Origin of the sequence: Anabaena sp. UHCC 0253 (assembly GCF_009712085.1) — a bacterium.
Classification (GTDB): Bacteria; Cyanobacteriota; Cyanobacteriia; order Cyanobacteriales; family Nostocaceae; genus Dolichospermum.
Genome location: NZ_VILD01000003.1, coordinates 347,387 through 363,317 on the forward strand (window position 1 = coordinate 347,387; position 15,931 = coordinate 363,317).

The window sequence follows — 15,931 nt, forward strand, 5'->3', positions numbered from 1 at the left end:
ACTGAGGGTTTTTTTCTGTTTATGGTTAGTAAAACACAATTATCGTCATCCACCCATTTTTTTTCCGGAACAGTATACACAACCCCAGAACATTTAATTAGTAGATGCACCCTGATAACTAACTTCCCCTGGCTGGCTAACACCACTGGGGGTTTTTTGTATCTATCATTAATATAGTTACAGACTATATCAAAAATATTCTATTAACTATCCGGGAATTACTAGTCAAAGCTAGAACATTTAATTGGTAGATGCACCCTGATAACTAACTCCCCTAGCTGGCTAACATCCACTGGGGGTTTTTTCATTTTCAACCGTTTTATTATAAACCGCTGTGTAGTTGAATCGTGAATTTAAAACAAACGTGCTAAAAACAAATTTATCCGGAGACTAGTACAGCACCTGAGAACATTTAATTGGTAGATGCACCCTGATAACTAACTCCCCTAGCTGGCTAACATCCACTGGGGGTTTTTTCTCTAAAAACAGAAGCTCAACCTACCCTATCATTAAAACAAGTCTCTGGCAATATCTATAATCAGCAAGTTTCTTGTGACTTTAGCTGTTTTTACCCGTCGAATGCTCCCTGAAACTTAGCATAATGGCGATCGCTCACAATCGAACAAATCATCATTTAGTTCTGCTCTACAGATTTGGTTTTCCCATGAGCCAAGCTTACAAATTTTTTTGAATCACTTGAAATTCTATTGTGATCCCTGGCTCTAACTCCAGAATGATTACTACGATAGACAATAGCACTCTTAACTATTTTTTTATAATTGTTTGATGCTAAAAACTATTTTGTAATCTGTCACTATTCTATAACATATTTGAGATGAGAATGTCAATTTTTTAGCTGAAAGCAAAAGAAACCTCTCGCTCACCCGCAGAGTGAGCGATGAGATGAATTTTTTAGTTAGGAAGTTCCCAACTGGAAAGCAAGGTTCTCAAAGCTTCAGTGAATAGGGAATCGTGCGAAATCACTAATTACCCATCATCCACCTAGATTCGTTACCCCCAACTACCTCGGCGATTATCTTCTCGACGATTATCTTCTCGTGGTTTTGCTTTATTAACTTTCAGTTGACGACCCATCCATTCTGCACCGTCTAATTCAGTAATAGCTTTATCTTCTTGTTCGTCTACAACCATATCAACGAAGGCAAAGCCACGTAGTCTGCCAGTTTCACGGTCGGTAGGTAAAACAACTCTTTTTACCTCGCCATAATCAGCAAACACGGCTTTTAAGTCTGCTTCGCTCGCTTGGTAGGAGAGATTTCCAACGTAAATAGTCATAAGACCTTGCGGTAAGTGGGAAACTCAGTCACTTTAGTGCTGAGAGGAAAACGACACGAGCGGTTTTAACCGCCTTAAATATTTCTTTATTACCGCCTTGGAGTTAGGAAATTCGGGGTACTTTTGTGATGTACTTTCAACGGGACAATTACCGATTCAAATTTCCCAACTCTGTACGCATAATGTGTTGCACGCGATGTGCCTCCCTTTCGGGGTAATGTTAGCTTCGACCAGTTATAAGAGCTTGTTAGACTTGCAACACTGTTTCAGTGACCTTAAAACTGTTTAATTGCAAATGACAGAGCAGGGAACTAGCTACGCATTCCAAGGTGTCGTGACTCAAATAACGGCTACCATAAGACTTACGCTCAGGGTGGTCTGGTCAGTACGGCTTGCTTGATTACTCTTGCAAGCCCAGTCCCTTTAGGGCTGGGTTACTGACTATGTATCACGTAATTTTCAACAAACAGCGATTAATTCAGGTGCAAAACAGAACTAAGCAAATCTGAATTTTTAGGTAACAAAAATTGTAGTGTATTAACCTTGATGGATAATTCAGCGACAATTAAAGACACCCATAGCCTGAACATACGCACACCACTATGATAACTGATTGTCACATTTTTCAATGTATGACATTTTACAATATTCCATTAGCTGCTCTTATATATTTTATATTTTCAAACAATTTACTTTTATATTCAGCCACTGGGAAAAGGGAATAATTAGGGCTAGGATTCGTCGAGTCAGAACGTTACCCTGGAACTTTTTTACTACCTCAGCTAGAGCTAATGCAAAATGTAACTGAAAACTTTATTCTTGCGTAAGTAACTAGACAAAAATAAATCAACTTAGATTAAGTAATGTAAAAAATGTTGAGATGATTTGGTAGCAAGGGCTTCAGCCCTTAAATTAGGACTAAAGTCCTCACTACAAACCTGGAATTATTTAGTCCGTTCTACGTAGGGATAATTCATCAATTACCCCTACTTTTTGTTTTGCGTAAGTCTTGTCTTCACAAACCCTACTTAGCTACTTGGGCTAGTCAATAGTAATCTGCTGAGGTCCATTAGCTTTACTAGTTTGTGCATCTGTGCTAGAGTTACCAGAACTATCTCCACAACCCTTTTTATCTAGCCAACTTTTTACGGGATCTTCAGTTAGATTAAGTCGGAGGATACCAGAAACAAAACCACCAAGAAATGAGATCGGGTGTTGGGTAAGTTCTTGAAATAAGGGCGATAATTCAGTAATAAACATTAGACTCTCCAGGATTGCTGTTAAAAATTATTAATTCCTCATTAATCTTAACAGATACTGCCTAATAAGCAACTAGCAACAAATTTGATAATATTTGGCTATATGATGGTTATCATTGGTCAAATTATCACCAACAGCATTAACTGTAATTTGTCGCCAATACTCAACTAAAGTCAGCTATTTAAATAATAATTAAATTATGGCAAGCAACTGGGAAAATTTTCTCAAAAATTTAGGAGAATGGCGTGGTTCATTTACTAAAATATCACCCGACGGTGAAATATTAGATTCTACTCCTAGTATTTTAAATTTAGAAGCTGATGATAATCATCAAGCTGTAATTTTTAGATTACGTCGTTTCGATGCTAGTGGTTATGATAGTCCGCCCATTCAAGATTATCAACAGGAATACCGTTCTTTAGGAAAAGAGAACATCTTTTTTGCCACAGGAGCGTTTTCTAAAGGAACATTGCAACTAGCACCTTTTACAGAGTTTGGAGCAGAATACGGCTTTGTAGATAATGATAGGCGATCGCGTTTAGTACAATTATATGACAAACAAGGTAACTTTATTAGTTTAACCCTGATTAGAGAATTCCGCACTTCTACAGATGCTTACGAACGCCCACAACTAACTGTAGAACAGTTAATTGGTAATTGGCAAGGTAAGGCTTATACAAGTTACTCAGATTTAAGACCATCAACAGTATGTTCTACTTCTTTAGAAATTCAATATCTGGGTAATGGATATTTAGAACAAAAATTATCTTTTTCATCCCAAGTGATTACTTCAACAGCAAAAATAGAAGGTAATAAAATCATTTTTGAAAAGGAAGGAACTACGCGACAAATTTTGTTATTACCTGATGGAAATTCTAGCAATGTTCCTTTGCAACTGCAATTGAGAAAACCTTTTTTTGTAGAAGCAGGTTGGTTAGTTAAAGAAAATGAACGTCAACGTTTAATTCGCAACTACAGTGAAAAAGGTGAATGGATTAGCTCAACTCATGTTATTGAATCTAAAATTTAGTTTAAGGCAGAGCCTTCTGGAATTCATTCCCATACAGAGTATGGGAACGAGGAATCTGATCAGGGTTAAAGCCCAACTAGGTACATAAACTATGAAGTGGGTGGTTGTTCTGGGAACATACACTTATCAGAGTCACAACCGCTAGGACCTGCTTCTGTTAGTTCTCCCAAATCATAACGACTTAGTGCGCCACAGAAATCATCGGTTTTCCGTCTGACTTTGACTTCTTGAGACAACTCCTGATATGTGGCTTTGTCTATTGGTTCAAAGGGTAAACGGGGGAAAGATTGCAAATCATCAAACCGCGCTAATAATGCAGCAGAAATGTAGCCTTCATCATTTTGAATTGCTTCATAAATGCGTGTCCCCAGGATTTCTACTTCTTCAGAACGGAGTTCTAAGGTAGCAGATGTATTATGGGTGACATAGTGATTCTGCACTTGCATGATAAAGTCTAATTGCGCTAATGCGGAAAACTTAGACACATCAATGACATCAGCACCGGGTAAATCTGCCCAAGATACAGCGACGGGTATTTCTACCAACCATTCGGTACAACGAGGATCAAAAGGATCGTTGAGTAAGTTGCCGTTTTCATCTTTGTCAGATTGGGAGGGAATGACGTTGTAACCATAGTCTATACAAGCTAGGGCTACGGGGTCATTTTTACGGAAGGTAATCCGACGGATGAATCTTTGGGCTTTGGGGGGATGCCAACCGGGAGATGCTCCTGTTAACAGGGATTTGGTCCCGGCTGGCTGGACCGTAGTACAACGGTTGGGGTGTTTGATGTGATGGCGATCGCAATATTCCCAAACTGCTTTATGGACTATTTCTCTCCATCTGCTGAGATATTTCTGCTCACCGCGTTTGAAAACCAGTCCTTCCGGGGTTTCAGGTCTTCCTGCTTCCCACCAGCGCAACCAGTCCACACCAAAAGCATGAACAAAGAAATCGAATAAACCGGTGAAGGAAACACCAACAATAGGATCAAGTTCCCGGCTGTATTGATAGCGGGGTTCAAGGAATTGGTGGTTTAACAGTGCGGCCACTGACAAAGCACCTGCTGTAAATGCTTCTTCTTGTTCTTTGTAGTTATCGGGATCAAGTTGGTTTAAGTGTACCTCAGACAGATTACAGTGGAAGTTAGCGCCAATGATCTCCAGTATTGTTACCCTAGAGGCTTTTTATCCTCTAGTTCTACAGGTTCTATATTCCCTGTAGCTCGGCGTACATATTCATCTACATAAAATAATATAGATGCCCCACACTCTTGGAGCTATACCAAAAGGTATAGAAGGAAAAATTTCCTCGGATTATATTTTTTGTAAATTGTGTCTTTTAACCGCTCTTCTAACAGTTTCTTCGTGAACACCAAGACGACGTGCAATTGTTCGTTGAGAAAGTCGCTGAACTACGTAAAGTTCCAAAAGAATATCTTTGGTGACTTTACTGCTTCTATCAGGCAAATTGTGTTGTTTAGCTCTGGAAAGCCCTTGTTTACGAACAATCTTTTGTATAAGAGGTGCAGAAACTTTATACATTTGGCCTAAATGCCTACTGGAGTAACCTCTAATATACAGATTAGCAATTTCATCTTCAGGTAAATTGAGAGGTTTCTTTCTCCATTTTTGACATCCGGGACACAAGTTGTAACCATTGGAAATAGAATCATACTTTTGTATGTAAAACTCTTCACGTTGGTCTAACTGATCAAGAGGTATAGACTCTTCCAGCACCTCATAATAGAACTTATCTTTGCCGTACTTAGCGATCGCCTTACTAATTGTTTGAGAGCGGTTAGTTTTTAACAGCTTTAAATGCTGCTTGAACCTTTCTACAACAGGTTGTAAAGTCTGACCAATGTAGACTTTGGCATTTATTATGTTCTTGATAATGTAAATGCTACCTGTTGTTTCCATAACACCATTTTACAAAAGTTCACCCTCTACGCTCTACGGTGTCAATAGCTTTTTAGTTCTATTGATTACCACGGGATTAGCTTCTCAGCTTTCCCCGTATTTGCGGGGTTTTTTTACGTGAGGCAAGTATTAAAAAAATACCACACGGATTCAAGCCGTAGCGGCCTAAACGATGCTCTAATTCTTGAGAATTAATATCTGGGTGACGTTCTTGTATCCATTCTTTGGCTTTTCCTTGCTCGTAAGCTTGCAAGAAGTCTGTCTTTAGTCCTGCTGTAGTGAGTAAATCAATGTTAGCTCTAGCGACAGCTTCACCAGCCCATTGAATTGCTCCTTCACCGCTATAATATTGCTTTTGAACGGCTGCAATAGATTCTTCTAAGGTTGGTTTGCGGTGAAATACTCTGGTATGGTTCGCCATACGCAAAGAATCGCGTTCTGGATCAATACGCCAATTACCTTCTGCGTCTTGTTGCCATAGGTTGTCTTTAGCTGTTGCGCCTTGTTTATCTTCTGCAACGAATTGACGCATACCCGCGCTTCTACGAATATTGCCAGCAACAATCGTGACAGCAGCTTCATCAATTAACAAACAGCATTCAACTGAATTTAATTGTCTGCCTATTGCCTTATTGAGAATAGAGGCGCAACGCTGATACAATCCAGGTAATTTTACAGGATTAGCCATACCGCCAAAGCCTTTGAGGGTTTCCCCAGATTGGCGCACGTCGCTAATATCAACAATTACTTCAACGTCACCTGTATGGTCAGTGAGCGAAGTCGAACTGAAGCGTTCATCACTGGAGAGTTCTAAGAGGGTTTGATAGGATTTTACCCAACCTTCCCGGCTATCGCCAACGTGGATAGTAGCGGTGTTACCTTCTATATCGGTTTGTGTAAATTCACGACGTTGTTCTTTAGGAGTGCTGCCAATTTCACCCGTGATGGTAATATTTAGGCGATTACGGATAAGAGGCAGTTGATTAATATACTGGGGTTCGATGATAGCACCTGTACCGCAGCCCATCATGGCTAAGTCCATCATTAACCCGAAGGCTTTCCAGTCTACAAGGTTGGTAGAAGTACAGTTATAAGCACCGGAGAAGTTTTTGGGTTTGGTTAACCAATCTGTACCCCCAACCCACATCCAGCGGCCACTGGGCAAAGCTTTCATGTTGCGCTGCATCTTGTCTAAAATTGCAGCTTCTTCACGGGTGAGTTTTCCTAGTTCCACTAAACCGCGTAAAGTGCGATCGCATACTTGGTCCCATGTTTCTCTTAACCCCACCTCTGTCCGACGGCTGTAGGTTCTAAAAAACACCGGATTGGCTGCTGGCGCAGATTCTGGAAAAGTTGCACCCTGACGTTGACGTTCAAGTTCTCGAACCATAATAAAGTATGATTGCTTGTGGACAAACTATGACTATACGCCAAGTAGATTTAGGATTAAAGATTGAAAAATTTACCACTTTGCGCTATGGTTCTAAATGTGTAAATTATCACTATATTTTAGTTTTTTTATTTAAGTATAAAACCCTGACAGTGCATTGCCAGGGTAGTAAAGTCTCAAAATTTTACCTATCATTTTTATCAAAAAAGCTTATACATCTACTACGAAGCATTGATAGTAAGTAAAAATTCTAATTCATTGATATCTGTTACAACTTTACGTAATTGCTCACTAAAATAGACAACTTCATAATTAGGTGCAAGTTCTTTTTGTAGTTGTTTCCACAAACTAATTCCTTCTTGTTCAAAAGCTGCTTCTTCTTCTGGACTCAAATCTGGTGAATTAGCTGGATCTTGCCAATTTAACCGTGCATCATAAATATCTGCCCATTTTTCCAAACGGCTGATAGTTTCTTCATTTAATGGCATAGTTTCTGGATCAATATCTCCAGCTTTATCAGAACTAGCCCACCATAATGGGTAGCATCCATAATCAGCCATTAATTTTATTTTGATTGTCATAGCTCTGCGGTTGAAAAATTTTTGATGCCTATCAGGTAGAGGTTTAGCAATGCTCATAGGTGTCAACTTAACGTGAAATCTATAGCCCGTCTGGGAATGAATTCCCAGTCTAATAGCCAAAGTCATCTAAAGATGACTAAATATCCCGAAAATTTTTAGTAAACTTTAGTTTACTTTGGGTATTAGCCCTAAAATTCATTTCTGGGCGGGTGTGGAAGCCAATAGATAAGCCATTTTTGACTTAAGTTGACACCAATGAGCTTTTGCTTTACCCTTACTAAAAATTATTTCTTATGTTTGGGTATTGCTTGCAGTAATTCAGACATAGATGCAAGCAGTACCTTCACAAACCAAGCCATTGCAATAATCACTGCTACGGACACACCTCCATAGGTGAGTATAGGTATTAACTCTCCTGCATTTGGTTGTATGGGAGTATTTGTAGAATTAGCAGCTATCAGCCGATTTTCCACTTTTTCTGGGGTGTCCAGCCTATTTTGAACAATGATACTAGACGACTGATCTTTAACAGTCGGAAATTGTGGCTGGAAAATTCCAGTCTTATTGGTAGGTTTTTGGATCATAATAATGGATGAACTTTTTTATTGCATTACCCTGGCTTCTGATAAAAGCTAGGGAATTTTTTTGTGTATCGTCCGATAAGTCTTTGAGACTAGGTTTAGTTGCGCTGCGTCTTGTCTAAGAGTGCGGCTTCTTCTTGGCTGAGTTTGCTAAGTTCCACTAAACCGCGTAAAGTGCGATCGCATACTTGATCCCATGTTTCTCTTAAACCTAACTCTGTCCGACGGCTCGGCTGTAGGTTCTAAAAAACACCGGATTGGCTGCTGGAGCAGATTCTGGAAAAGTTGCACCCTGACGTTGACGTTCAAGTTCTCGAACCATAATAAAGTATGATTGCTTGTGGACAGACTATGACTATACGCCAAGTAGATTTAGGATTAAAGATTGAAAAATTTCCCACTTTGCACTATAGTCCTAGATGTGTAAATTATAACTATGTTTTATTTCTTAGTTTAAGTATAAAACCCTGACTGTGTAGCAGGGTTGTCAACTCTCCAGGTTTATTGCAAAAATTAATTTAGTTAGTAAAATTTACTACAACTTAATACAAATATGACAACCCAATTACCCCTTCCTCCCCACTTCAACCCCGCAAAAGTTGGCGAAGTATGGCGTGTACCTTACCAACAACGTGCCATTGAAGCAGAAGCATGGACAAAACAACAGAATATCCAACCAGCAGCTTTAGATAAAACTCGCGTTTGTCTATTATTAATAGATGTCCAAAATACCTTTTGTATTCCTGATTTTGAATTATTTGTGGGTGGACAAACTGGAACTGGTGCAGTTGATGATAATCAACGATTGTGTGAATTTATTTATCGTAATTTGGGAGTAATTACCAAAATTGTTCCTACGCTGGATACTCACACAGTAATGCAAATATTTCATCCCATATTTTGGGTAAATGCTAACGGAGAACACCCGACACCAGCCGCAACAAACATTACACCCGCAGATATTGAGCAAGGTATTTGGCAAGTTAATCCAGCAGTTGCTAATAGTGTAACTAATGGTGATTATGAATTATTAAAAAAACAAGCTTTTAATTATGTTAAACAACTTAGTCAAGATGGTAAATACCCGTTGACTGTTTGGCCTTATCATTCCATGTTAGGAGGAATTGGTCATGCGTTGGTTTCATCGGTAGAAGAAGCAATATTTTTTCATAGTATTGCTCGTCAAAGTCAAACTCAATTTGAATTAAAAGGTGAAAATCCTTTAACAGAAAATTATTCTATTTTACGTCCAGAAGTTTTAATAGGATTTGATGATAAGCCAATTGCACAAAAAAATACAAGTTTAATAAAACAACTTTTAGAATATGATGCGGTAATTATTGGTGGACAAGCTAAAAGTCATTGTGTTGCTTGGACTATTGACGATTTATTAACAGAAATTCAACAGGTAGATAGTACCCTAACAAATAAGATTTATTTATTAGAAGATTGTACTTCTCCTGTTGTTGTTCCTGGTGTAGTTGACTATACAGAACAAGCTAATACAATATTTGCTAGCTTTGCCAAAGCTGGAATGCAAATAATTAAATCAACGGAACAATTAACAATTGATAATTGACGAAGGTAATAGGGAGGAGAAGAGAAAAATGTTCTTTTTTATTCTTTGTGAACTCCTAAATTCCTGATAGCGTAGCGTTAGCCATACTCCTGTAAGGGCGAAGCATTCGGAAAATAAACTTGGGAAAAAACCGATAATTTATCGCCCGAATGCTTCGCCCCTACTTTCTTATTTCAAAAACCCTTTGGGATCTTTGGCTTCCCAACCGAGAGAACCGTTAGAACGCATTTCAAAATGAAGATGAGGTTGGGTTGAGGTTGGTTGTCCTGTTGTTCCAACTGTTCCTAAAATATCGCCTTTATTGACTGTTTGACCGAGATTAACTTTGATGCTGTCTAGTTGGGCGTAACGGCTTTGTAAGCCATCTGCATGGTTAATAATGACTAATTTGCCATAACTACCCTGTTCTTTGGCAAAAACGATGATTCCTGGAGCGATCGCTTCGACTGAAGTACCTACTGGTGCTAATAAATCTATGCCACTATGAAAAAAAACATCCCCTGTAATGGGGTGAATTTGCCAACCATAGGCTAATCCTGCATCTGCTCCATTTGGTAAAGGATAACCAGTGATGTTTCCTGTAGAGTTACTAGGTGTGGGGGATTTGGCAATTATTCGAGGAGTGGTAGCTACTCCGGGAAGTATGGGTAAAAAGACAAATTTTGGGTTTTTCTGACAACCATTGATTTCAAATACTGTATCTGGACGAACTTTATATTTGGATGCTATTTGTCGCCAAGTTTGATTGGGGGGGACTTCGACAACAATCCCATTGAAAGGGGGAATTTGTAGTTCTGTTCCTGCGTTTATTAGCCCATTCCTGATGGATGGATTCATACCGATAATTGTCTCTGGTGCTAAGTTATAGCGATTGGCTATAGCTGCTAAAGTTTCACCACGGTTGACTTGATAGCGTTGAATTCGAGCTAAAACGGGAATGGGACAACTACCTAGACTAGCATTAACGCTTTGTAGTTGTGGCAATGTGGTTAATAACCCCAAAGTGCTAAATAAGCTCAGAAAACAAAGTGAACGATGGGAAAATTTCATGTGAATAAGTCCAGAAATCGCTAATTTTTAGATTTTAGTTGGGGATTCGTAAAGCTAGGATAAAAATTTTTCCTCCATCTTTCTACTACTGATATTAGATAATTTCATGATGAAATCTGATAACTAGATGTGATCCCCGAATATGCTGACAAATTTCTTATATTTATATGTAAAGTAATCTTTTCACTGAACGTTTGTTTGACTACACTAAAGACATAATGAAAAGCTGTCTTTGAGTGCAATTATTCTTAAATATTATGAAGGTCTCCTGGAAGCAACTGGCTGTTTATCTGTGTTTGATAGCAATTGGCGGTAGTGGTGGTGTATTTGCGGGGCGATATTTTTGGTTACACAATCTTTCGTTTCAACAGTTAAAAAATATTACAGTATCTTTACCTACTGACTCTATAGTTTCTGAGCCAGTAAATGGAATGCTTAATTCTCCTGGGAGTGATAATGTGAATTTTATCGCTACTGCTGTGGGTAAAACTGGACCTGCGGTTGTGCGAATTAATGCAATTCGGAAAGTATCAAATCCATTTTCTGAAGTTTTAAAAAATCCCTTGTTGCATCCGTTTTTCAAAGATTATGAACAACCAGCACCTGCACAAAAAATTGAGCGGGGGACAGGTTCAGGATTTATTCTTAGTGAAGATGGTAAGTTACTGACTAATGCTCATGTAGTTGCCGATACAGACACGGTACAAGTTACCCTCAAAGATGGACGGACTTTTGAGGGGAAGGTGGTAGGAGTTGATACGGTTACAGATATAGCCGCAGTCAAAATTTCTGCTAATAAATTACCGACAGTCACGTTAGGTAATTCTCAAAATTTAATTCCTGGACAATGGGCGATCGCTATTGGCAATCCTTTGGGTTTAGATAATACTGTCACTATTGGTATTATCAGCGCCACAGACCGAACCAGTGTCCAAGTCGGTGTTCCTAATAAGCGGGTGAGTTTTATTCAAACAGACGCAGCAATTAATCCTGGTAATTCTGGCGGACCGCTTTTAAATGCTCAAGGACAAGTTATCGGCGTGAATACTGCTATCCGTGCTGACGCTCAAGGACTCGGTTTTGCTATCCCCATTGAAACCGCTTTTCGTGTCGCTAATGAACTATTTACTACAGGAGAAGTTGCTCACCCATTTTTAGGAATTGAGATGGTGGACATTTCCGCAACAACAAAACAGCGACTTCAAGAAGAAGATCAACTGAATATTCAGCCAGATGTGGGTATTGTCATCAGGAAAGTCATGGAAAAGTCACCAGCACAGACAGGGGGACTGCTTCCTGGTGATATCATTCACAAAATTAATGGTAAACAAATCAAAATTACTGCTCAAGTTCAGAAGATAGTTGAATCTAGTACCGTTGGGGACATTCTTGTAATAGAAGTCAACCGCAAGGGGAAAACTCAAGTCTTTAAAGTCCGTTCAGGAACTTATCCTCGATAGTAGGGAACGGGGAACGGGGAACGGGGAACGGGGAACAGGGAACGGGGAAAACTAAAACTACAGCTATGATTAATCACACCTGTACTATTAACTATTGATTAGATAAGTGTTCCAATTGCATCCTTTGTTCCATTTGGCGGAGAAAATAACCCGTCATCATTGCCGATGCCAGTAGCCCCGCTAGATTATCCCGGTCTGTGGTAATTTGTACGTTAAAATGCTCTGCCGGCATCATCCCCACGAGTCCTTGGACATTCTGGGAAATGATTTGTTTAATTTCGGGGCTGACGGATTGGGCGACACGGGCTAAAACTTCAGGGGATTGATGCTGTAAATATTTAAGTAACTGATTTGGGTTTTCCCCAAAGTGATCATTCAGAAGTTGATTAGGGTGTTGCTCAGAGTCGTCATGCAAAAAATCAGGATCAAACACCATTGGCGATTTATATTAGCTTAATTGCTAATTCTACTCTAAACCATATTACTAGAGTAGCGCATTTTCTACAGAGAATAGGGAAAAGGGAACAGGGAACAGGGAATAGGGAACAGGAATTTAATCTTTAATTGGTGACTTCTGGTGCTTCTAACTCTAGTTCTAATTGTTGTTCTTTATTTTGAGTGGTCAAAATTTGGGGAAGTTGTTCGATTTGAAAATACTGATGAAATTTTGGTGTTATTTGCAGAGCAAAAGAGCGAGAGTCATTATCTCGGCGTTTGCGGACAAAACCTGATTCTACTAATTCTTGAACGTGCTGATAAGCACCAGAACCCCGGAGGTTAATCAATTCGCTTTGCAATATGGGATTATGGAGAGCGATCGCTGCTAATGTCCGCAAAGCCCCTACACCAAATTCTACTGGTATCAAAGCTTGCACTAAATCATGGAATTCTGAACGCAGTTGTAAACTATAACCATTGTCAGTTTCCACAACTTCTAAAGCTGTATCTCGACGGGCATAATTCTCAATCAGTTCAATAATTCCTTCTTCTGCTGTCAGGCGATCGCACGCCGCATATTCAGCAATTTCACTGACGGATAACGGTTTTCCTTTTAAATAAAGAATCGCTTCTATTTTGGTAGCTATAGGTATATTCTTGGCCATTCAGTATTTTGGATTTTGGATTTTAGATTTTGGATTTTAGATTTTGGATTTTAGATTATTAACTAAAAAAATTCTTCCCCCTCTGCTCCTCTGCTCCTCTGCTCCTCTGCTCCTCTGCTCCTCTGCTCCCCTACTCCCCTGCTCCCCTGCTCCCCTACCTATGATCTATAACTAAGTATAAATTCGGCGATCGCTAAATCTTGAGGAGTGGTAATTTTTAAATTAGTCTCCTCTCCTGGAACTATTTTCACTTCAATACCGCATTTTTCAAATAAAGCCGCATCATCAGTCACTTCCCACCCTTGACGCACACCTTCAGCATGACACTGTTTTAACAATTTTACATCAAACCCTTGAGGAGTTTGGGCTGCCCAAAGCTGCTGACGATCTGGTGTACTTTTAATGATGTCATTTTCATCAACAACTTTAATTGTATCTTTAACAGGTACAGCCGCAATTAAACCAGAACAATTAAAAATTCTTTCCGAACAAGCATTAAATAAATCTGGTGTTGCCAAACAACGAGCGCCGTCATGAATCAATACTTGTTTTGCATTAGCTGGTAATGCCTGTAAACCATTATATACTGACTCCTGACGAGTAGAACCGCCAGGAATTAATTCTATTGTTTTTTTCAGCTTTAATTCAGCGATAATGGACTTAAAGTCGTCCCAATCGGGAGGTTGAGAAACAATTCCTATCCAACTAATAGAACTTGCAGCTTCCACTGCTAACAAAGTCCAAGCAATCAAAGGTTTTGAATGTACCTGTAATAAAAGTTTATTACGGTCAGCCCCCATTCTTTTGCCGCTTCCGGCTGCGGGAATTAGTAAATGCACAACTTTTCCTAATCTTTAACTAAAGGATAATAAATTCAAAGTTCAAAAACTCCTGAACTTGTGAACTTCTGAATTCCTATATTCTCCTAAAATATAGAACGATAAGCGTCAATAAATATTATGCGTGTAGTAGCCCTTGTACCTGGCTCAATTGATAACCAAATTCTGTTTTTTGCTACTCTTGATGATCTCAAGCGTTATTATCCCCACGCGCAGATTGATGTCATTGTAGAACCCCAGTCAAAGGCAGCTTACAAGATTAGTAAGTCCGTTCATGATGTATTAACCTTTGATTACAAAGATCGTAATAGTCTCGCTGATTGGGGTAACTTAGTCGGCATGATCCGCGATCGCGAGTATGATGTGGCTATTATTGTCGGACAAAGTTGGTTAATTGGTTTACTAATGTGGTTAACAGGAATCCCGACTCGTATTGGCTACCAAGGCCAAGGTGCAGTTTTCCTCACTAACTCAATTACAGCGAAACTATCCCAATATGTAGCGAAAACTTACCATGATTTACTAAAGCCCTTAAAGATTGATACTCCTTGTCCAGCATTATCAGTCAATGTGCCTAAAGTAGATATTGAATGGGCGCAAGCAGAACAAAAACGCTTAGGAGTAAACGAAACAGGCTTTATTCTCATTAATGGTGGTGGAACTACTTTAGAGACAACTTATACAGTAGAAAGTTGGCAACAAATTATTGAAGCTTGTCAACAAAAACAGCCAGATTTACCTGTTGTTGTCATTAAAGAAGCCAATAATGAGGTTTTTGTGCGATCGCTCCTGGAATGTTGTCACAATCTTAAAGTCACTTCCCCAGATGATATTGGTAAATTAACTGCCATAATTGGTGGTGCTAGTTTAATGTTGTCTGTAGAAAATAACCTCCTCCAACTGGCTATAGCAGTAGAAACATATACAATTGTCTTACTCGGTTCTACTGAGGCGGAGAAATTATTACCCACAAGTGAAAAAGTCTTAGCCGTCACTTCACCTACTGGAAAAATCACAGATATTTCACCACAAACAGTATTAGAAAAAATCTGGGGTGGATGAATATGAATTTTGGATTTTGGATTTTAGATTCAAAATCCAAAATCATCAAAGAACTTTCAAAAGAAAGCTCTGGGATCTTTAACTTACATAAGTTTGATTGTGGAGAAAAAATGTTAATCTTTCTCCTCTGTCTACATATTGCCTCTAGGAATTACCTTTTTCAATCATTTCAAAAAAAGCATCATCTAATTCATAACCCAGAAGTTGTGCTAAAGATTTTAGTCTAGATGGACTAGCAATATCTTGTTTATGCAACCAATCACTTAAAATAAAGATTTTGTGCATCAAAAATATTTCTAAAGCTTCGGGGTTGTATTGGATACCTTCTTTAGCACTAAACTGATGAGGGACTAACATAGCTGCATAACGAGCTAATTCTCCTGCTTTCCAGTCTAGTAAAAATGGCAACCAAGGATACTTAGCATCAAGACGCACGAACCAAAGTCTTACCTCTGGAATTTCTGATAGTTCCCGTGGATCATTTGCTTCTCGTTCATAGTTAATTTCCAAATGCAGTTGCTGTTCGTGGGAGGAAATACTTCCCGTTTGCAACAGTGGTTCAATCACCATTAATGCAGGTGACAAATCCAAATTATAAATAGAGTCGTTGTTGAGGGTGATTGTGATTGTCATGGACTAAATATCTACTTTCTTACTTACTCAACAGTGATGAAAATCAACATTAGCAGCTTTTCATCCACTTTTGATGTACACTTATCAGAATTTTAAGCTAAAGTTGTAATGAGTTTGTTTTAGATTAAAACTGTGTTACAGCAGG

General features: G+C 39.0%; 14 protein-coding genes and 3 pseudogenes. 4 read left to right on the forward strand and 13 right to left on the reverse strand.

Translation table 11 applies throughout. The annotated features are described in order from the left end of the window. Positions 1-1,011: 1,011 nt before the first annotated feature. Both FJR38_RS09835 and FJR38_RS09840 read right to left on the reverse strand, forming a co-directional pair. Positions 1,012-1,296 carry an RNA-binding protein gene (locus FJR38_RS09835; protein ID WP_168495182.1) on the reverse strand — a complete coding sequence of 95 codons (285 nt, stop codon included), beginning with the start codon at positions 1,294-1,296 and terminating at the stop codon, positions 1,012-1,014. Between the two features lie 1,041 nt (positions 1,297-2,337). Then, complete coding sequence (locus FJR38_RS09840; protein WP_168536759.1) at positions 2,338-2,556, reverse strand: hypothetical protein; 219 nt, start codon at positions 2,554-2,556, stop codon at positions 2,338-2,340. Between the two features lie 199 nt (positions 2,557-2,755). On the opposite strand from FJR38_RS09840, the gene FJR38_RS09845 reads away from it, so the two are divergent. Continuing rightward, positions 2,756-3,586, forward strand: coding sequence for a DUF3598 family protein (locus tag FJR38_RS09845; RefSeq protein WP_168536761.1), 831 nt, complete (start codon positions 2,756-2,758; stop codon positions 3,584-3,586). Positions 3,587-3,675: 89 nt separating this feature from the next. Here the strand turns inward: FJR38_RS09845 and nrdJ (FJR38_RS09850) are convergent. The 6 genes and pseudogenes from nrdJ (FJR38_RS09850) to FJR38_RS29305 all read right to left on the reverse strand — a co-directional run. Further along, positions 3,676-4,749, reverse strand: a pseudogene (gene nrdJ, locus FJR38_RS09850) (ribonucleoside-triphosphate reductase, adenosylcobalamin-dependent); the annotation flags it as partial. Between the two features lie 153 nt (positions 4,750-4,902). Further along, positions 4,903-5,508 carry a GIY-YIG nuclease family protein gene (locus tag FJR38_RS09855; protein WP_168537220.1) on the reverse strand — a complete coding sequence of 202 codons (606 nt, stop codon included), beginning with the start codon at positions 5,506-5,508 and terminating at the stop codon, positions 4,903-4,905. 139 nt (positions 5,509-5,647) lie between these two features. Further along, positions 5,648-6,898: pseudogene (gene nrdJ / locus FJR38_RS09860) on the reverse strand (ribonucleoside-triphosphate reductase, adenosylcobalamin-dependent); the annotation flags it as partial. Positions 6,899-7,119: 221 nt separating this feature from the next. Then, positions 7,120-7,479 (reverse strand): hypothetical protein, encoded by a 360-nt coding sequence (locus tag FJR38_RS09865; RefSeq protein WP_168536763.1) that lies wholly within the window; start codon positions 7,477-7,479, stop codon positions 7,120-7,122. Between the two features lie 284 nt (positions 7,480-7,763). Continuing rightward, a complete protein-coding gene (locus FJR38_RS09870) occupies positions 7,764-8,063 on the reverse strand; it encodes a hypothetical protein (RefSeq protein ID WP_168536765.1) in 300 nt (99 codons plus the stop codon). Between the two features lie 98 nt (positions 8,064-8,161). After that, a pseudogene (locus tag FJR38_RS29305) lies at positions 8,162-8,382 on the reverse strand (ribonucleoside-triphosphate reductase); the annotation flags it as partial. 231 nt (positions 8,383-8,613) lie between these two features. Between FJR38_RS29305 and FJR38_RS09880 the strand changes: the two are divergent. After that, entirely contained in the window at positions 8,614-9,639 is a 1,026-nt protein-coding gene (locus FJR38_RS09880) for an isochorismatase (protein ID WP_168536767.1), read from the forward strand. Positions 9,640-9,807: 168 nt separating this feature from the next. Here the strand turns inward: FJR38_RS09880 and FJR38_RS09885 are convergent, their stop codons facing one another. Next, positions 9,808-10,689, reverse strand: a complete 882-nt coding sequence (locus tag FJR38_RS09885) for a M23 family metallopeptidase (RefSeq protein ID WP_168536769.1) — start codon at positions 10,687-10,689, stop codon at positions 9,808-9,810. Between the two features lie 257 nt (positions 10,690-10,946). Between FJR38_RS09885 and FJR38_RS09890 the strand changes: the two genes are divergently transcribed. Next, complete coding sequence (locus tag FJR38_RS09890; protein WP_168536771.1) at positions 10,947-12,149, forward strand: HhoA/HhoB/HtrA family serine endopeptidase; 1,203 nt, start codon at positions 10,947-10,949, stop codon at positions 12,147-12,149. A 91-nt stretch (positions 12,150-12,240) separates the two neighbouring features. On the opposite strand, the gene FJR38_RS09895 is transcribed toward FJR38_RS09890, so the two are convergent. From FJR38_RS09895 to ispD, 3 genes are all read right to left on the reverse strand, one after another. Beyond that, positions 12,241-12,585, reverse strand: coding sequence for a DUF760 domain-containing protein (locus FJR38_RS09895; RefSeq protein ID WP_168498835.1), 345 nt, complete (start codon positions 12,583-12,585; stop codon positions 12,241-12,243). A gap of 124 nt (positions 12,586-12,709) precedes the next feature. Next, positions 12,710-13,252 (reverse strand): SMC-Scp complex subunit ScpB, encoded by a 543-nt coding sequence (gene scpB / locus FJR38_RS09900; protein ID WP_174763569.1) that lies wholly within the window; start codon positions 13,250-13,252, stop codon positions 12,710-12,712. 158 nt (positions 13,253-13,410) lie between these two features. Continuing rightward, the gene (ispD, locus tag FJR38_RS09905) at positions 13,411-14,091 is read right to left on the reverse strand and encodes a 2-C-methyl-D-erythritol 4-phosphate cytidylyltransferase (RefSeq protein ID WP_168536773.1); all 681 of its coding nucleotides are present in this window, start codon (positions 14,089-14,091) and stop codon (positions 13,411-13,413) included. A gap of 120 nt (positions 14,092-14,211) precedes the next feature. Here ispD and FJR38_RS09910 point away from each other — a divergent pair, with 120 nt between their 5' ends. Further along, positions 14,212-15,153, forward strand: a complete 942-nt coding sequence (locus FJR38_RS09910; protein ID WP_168536775.1) for a glycosyltransferase family 9 protein — start codon at positions 14,212-14,214, stop codon at positions 15,151-15,153. A gap of 144 nt (positions 15,154-15,297) precedes the next feature. On the opposite strand, the gene FJR38_RS09915 is transcribed toward FJR38_RS09910, so the two are convergent. Further along, positions 15,298-15,786 carry a CRR6 family NdhI maturation factor gene (locus FJR38_RS09915; protein WP_168536777.1) on the reverse strand — a complete coding sequence of 163 codons (489 nt, stop codon included), beginning with the start codon at positions 15,784-15,786 and terminating at the stop codon, positions 15,298-15,300. Positions 15,787-15,931: the final 145 nt, after the last annotated feature.

Coding starts and splice junctions, on each gene's coding strand:
- FJR38_RS09880 (WP_168536767.1), top strand. CDS start 8,614: ATGACAACCCAATTACCCCTTCCTCCCCACTTCAACCCCGCAAAAGTT.
- FJR38_RS09840 (WP_168536759.1), bottom strand. CDS start 2,556: ATGTTTATTACTGAATTATCGCCCTTATTTCAAGAACTTACCCAACAC.
- FJR38_RS09835 (WP_168495182.1), bottom strand. CDS start 1,296: ATGACTATTTACGTTGGAAATCTCTCCTACCAAGCGAGCGAAGCAGAC.
- FJR38_RS09910 (WP_168536775.1), top strand. CDS start 14,212: ATGCGTGTAGTAGCCCTTGTACCTGGCTCAATTGATAACCAAATTCTG.
- FJR38_RS09845 (WP_168536761.1), top strand. CDS start 2,756: ATGGCAAGCAACTGGGAAAATTTTCTCAAAAATTTAGGAGAATGGCGT.
- scpB (WP_174763569.1), bottom strand. CDS start 13,252: ATGGCCAAGAATATACCTATAGCTACCAAAATAGAAGCGATTCTTTAT.
- FJR38_RS09915 (WP_168536777.1), bottom strand. CDS start 15,786: ATGACAATCACAATCACCCTCAACAACGACTCTATTTATAATTTGGAT.
- FJR38_RS09885 (WP_168536769.1), bottom strand. CDS start 10,689: ATGAAATTTTCCCATCGTTCACTTTGTTTTCTGAGCTTATTTAGCACT.
- FJR38_RS09855 (WP_168537220.1), bottom strand. CDS start 5,508: ATGGAAACAACAGGTAGCATTTACATTATCAAGAACATAATAAATGCC.
- FJR38_RS09865 (WP_168536763.1), bottom strand. CDS start 7,479: ATGACAATCAAAATAAAATTAATGGCTGATTATGGATGCTACCCATTA.
- FJR38_RS09870 (WP_168536765.1), bottom strand. CDS start 8,063: ATGATCCAAAAACCTACCAATAAGACTGGAATTTTCCAGCCACAATTT.
- FJR38_RS09895 (WP_168498835.1), bottom strand. CDS start 12,585: ATGGTGTTTGATCCTGATTTTTTGCATGACGACTCTGAGCAACACCCT.
- FJR38_RS09890 (WP_168536771.1), top strand. CDS start 10,947: ATGAAGGTCTCCTGGAAGCAACTGGCTGTTTATCTGTGTTTGATAGCA.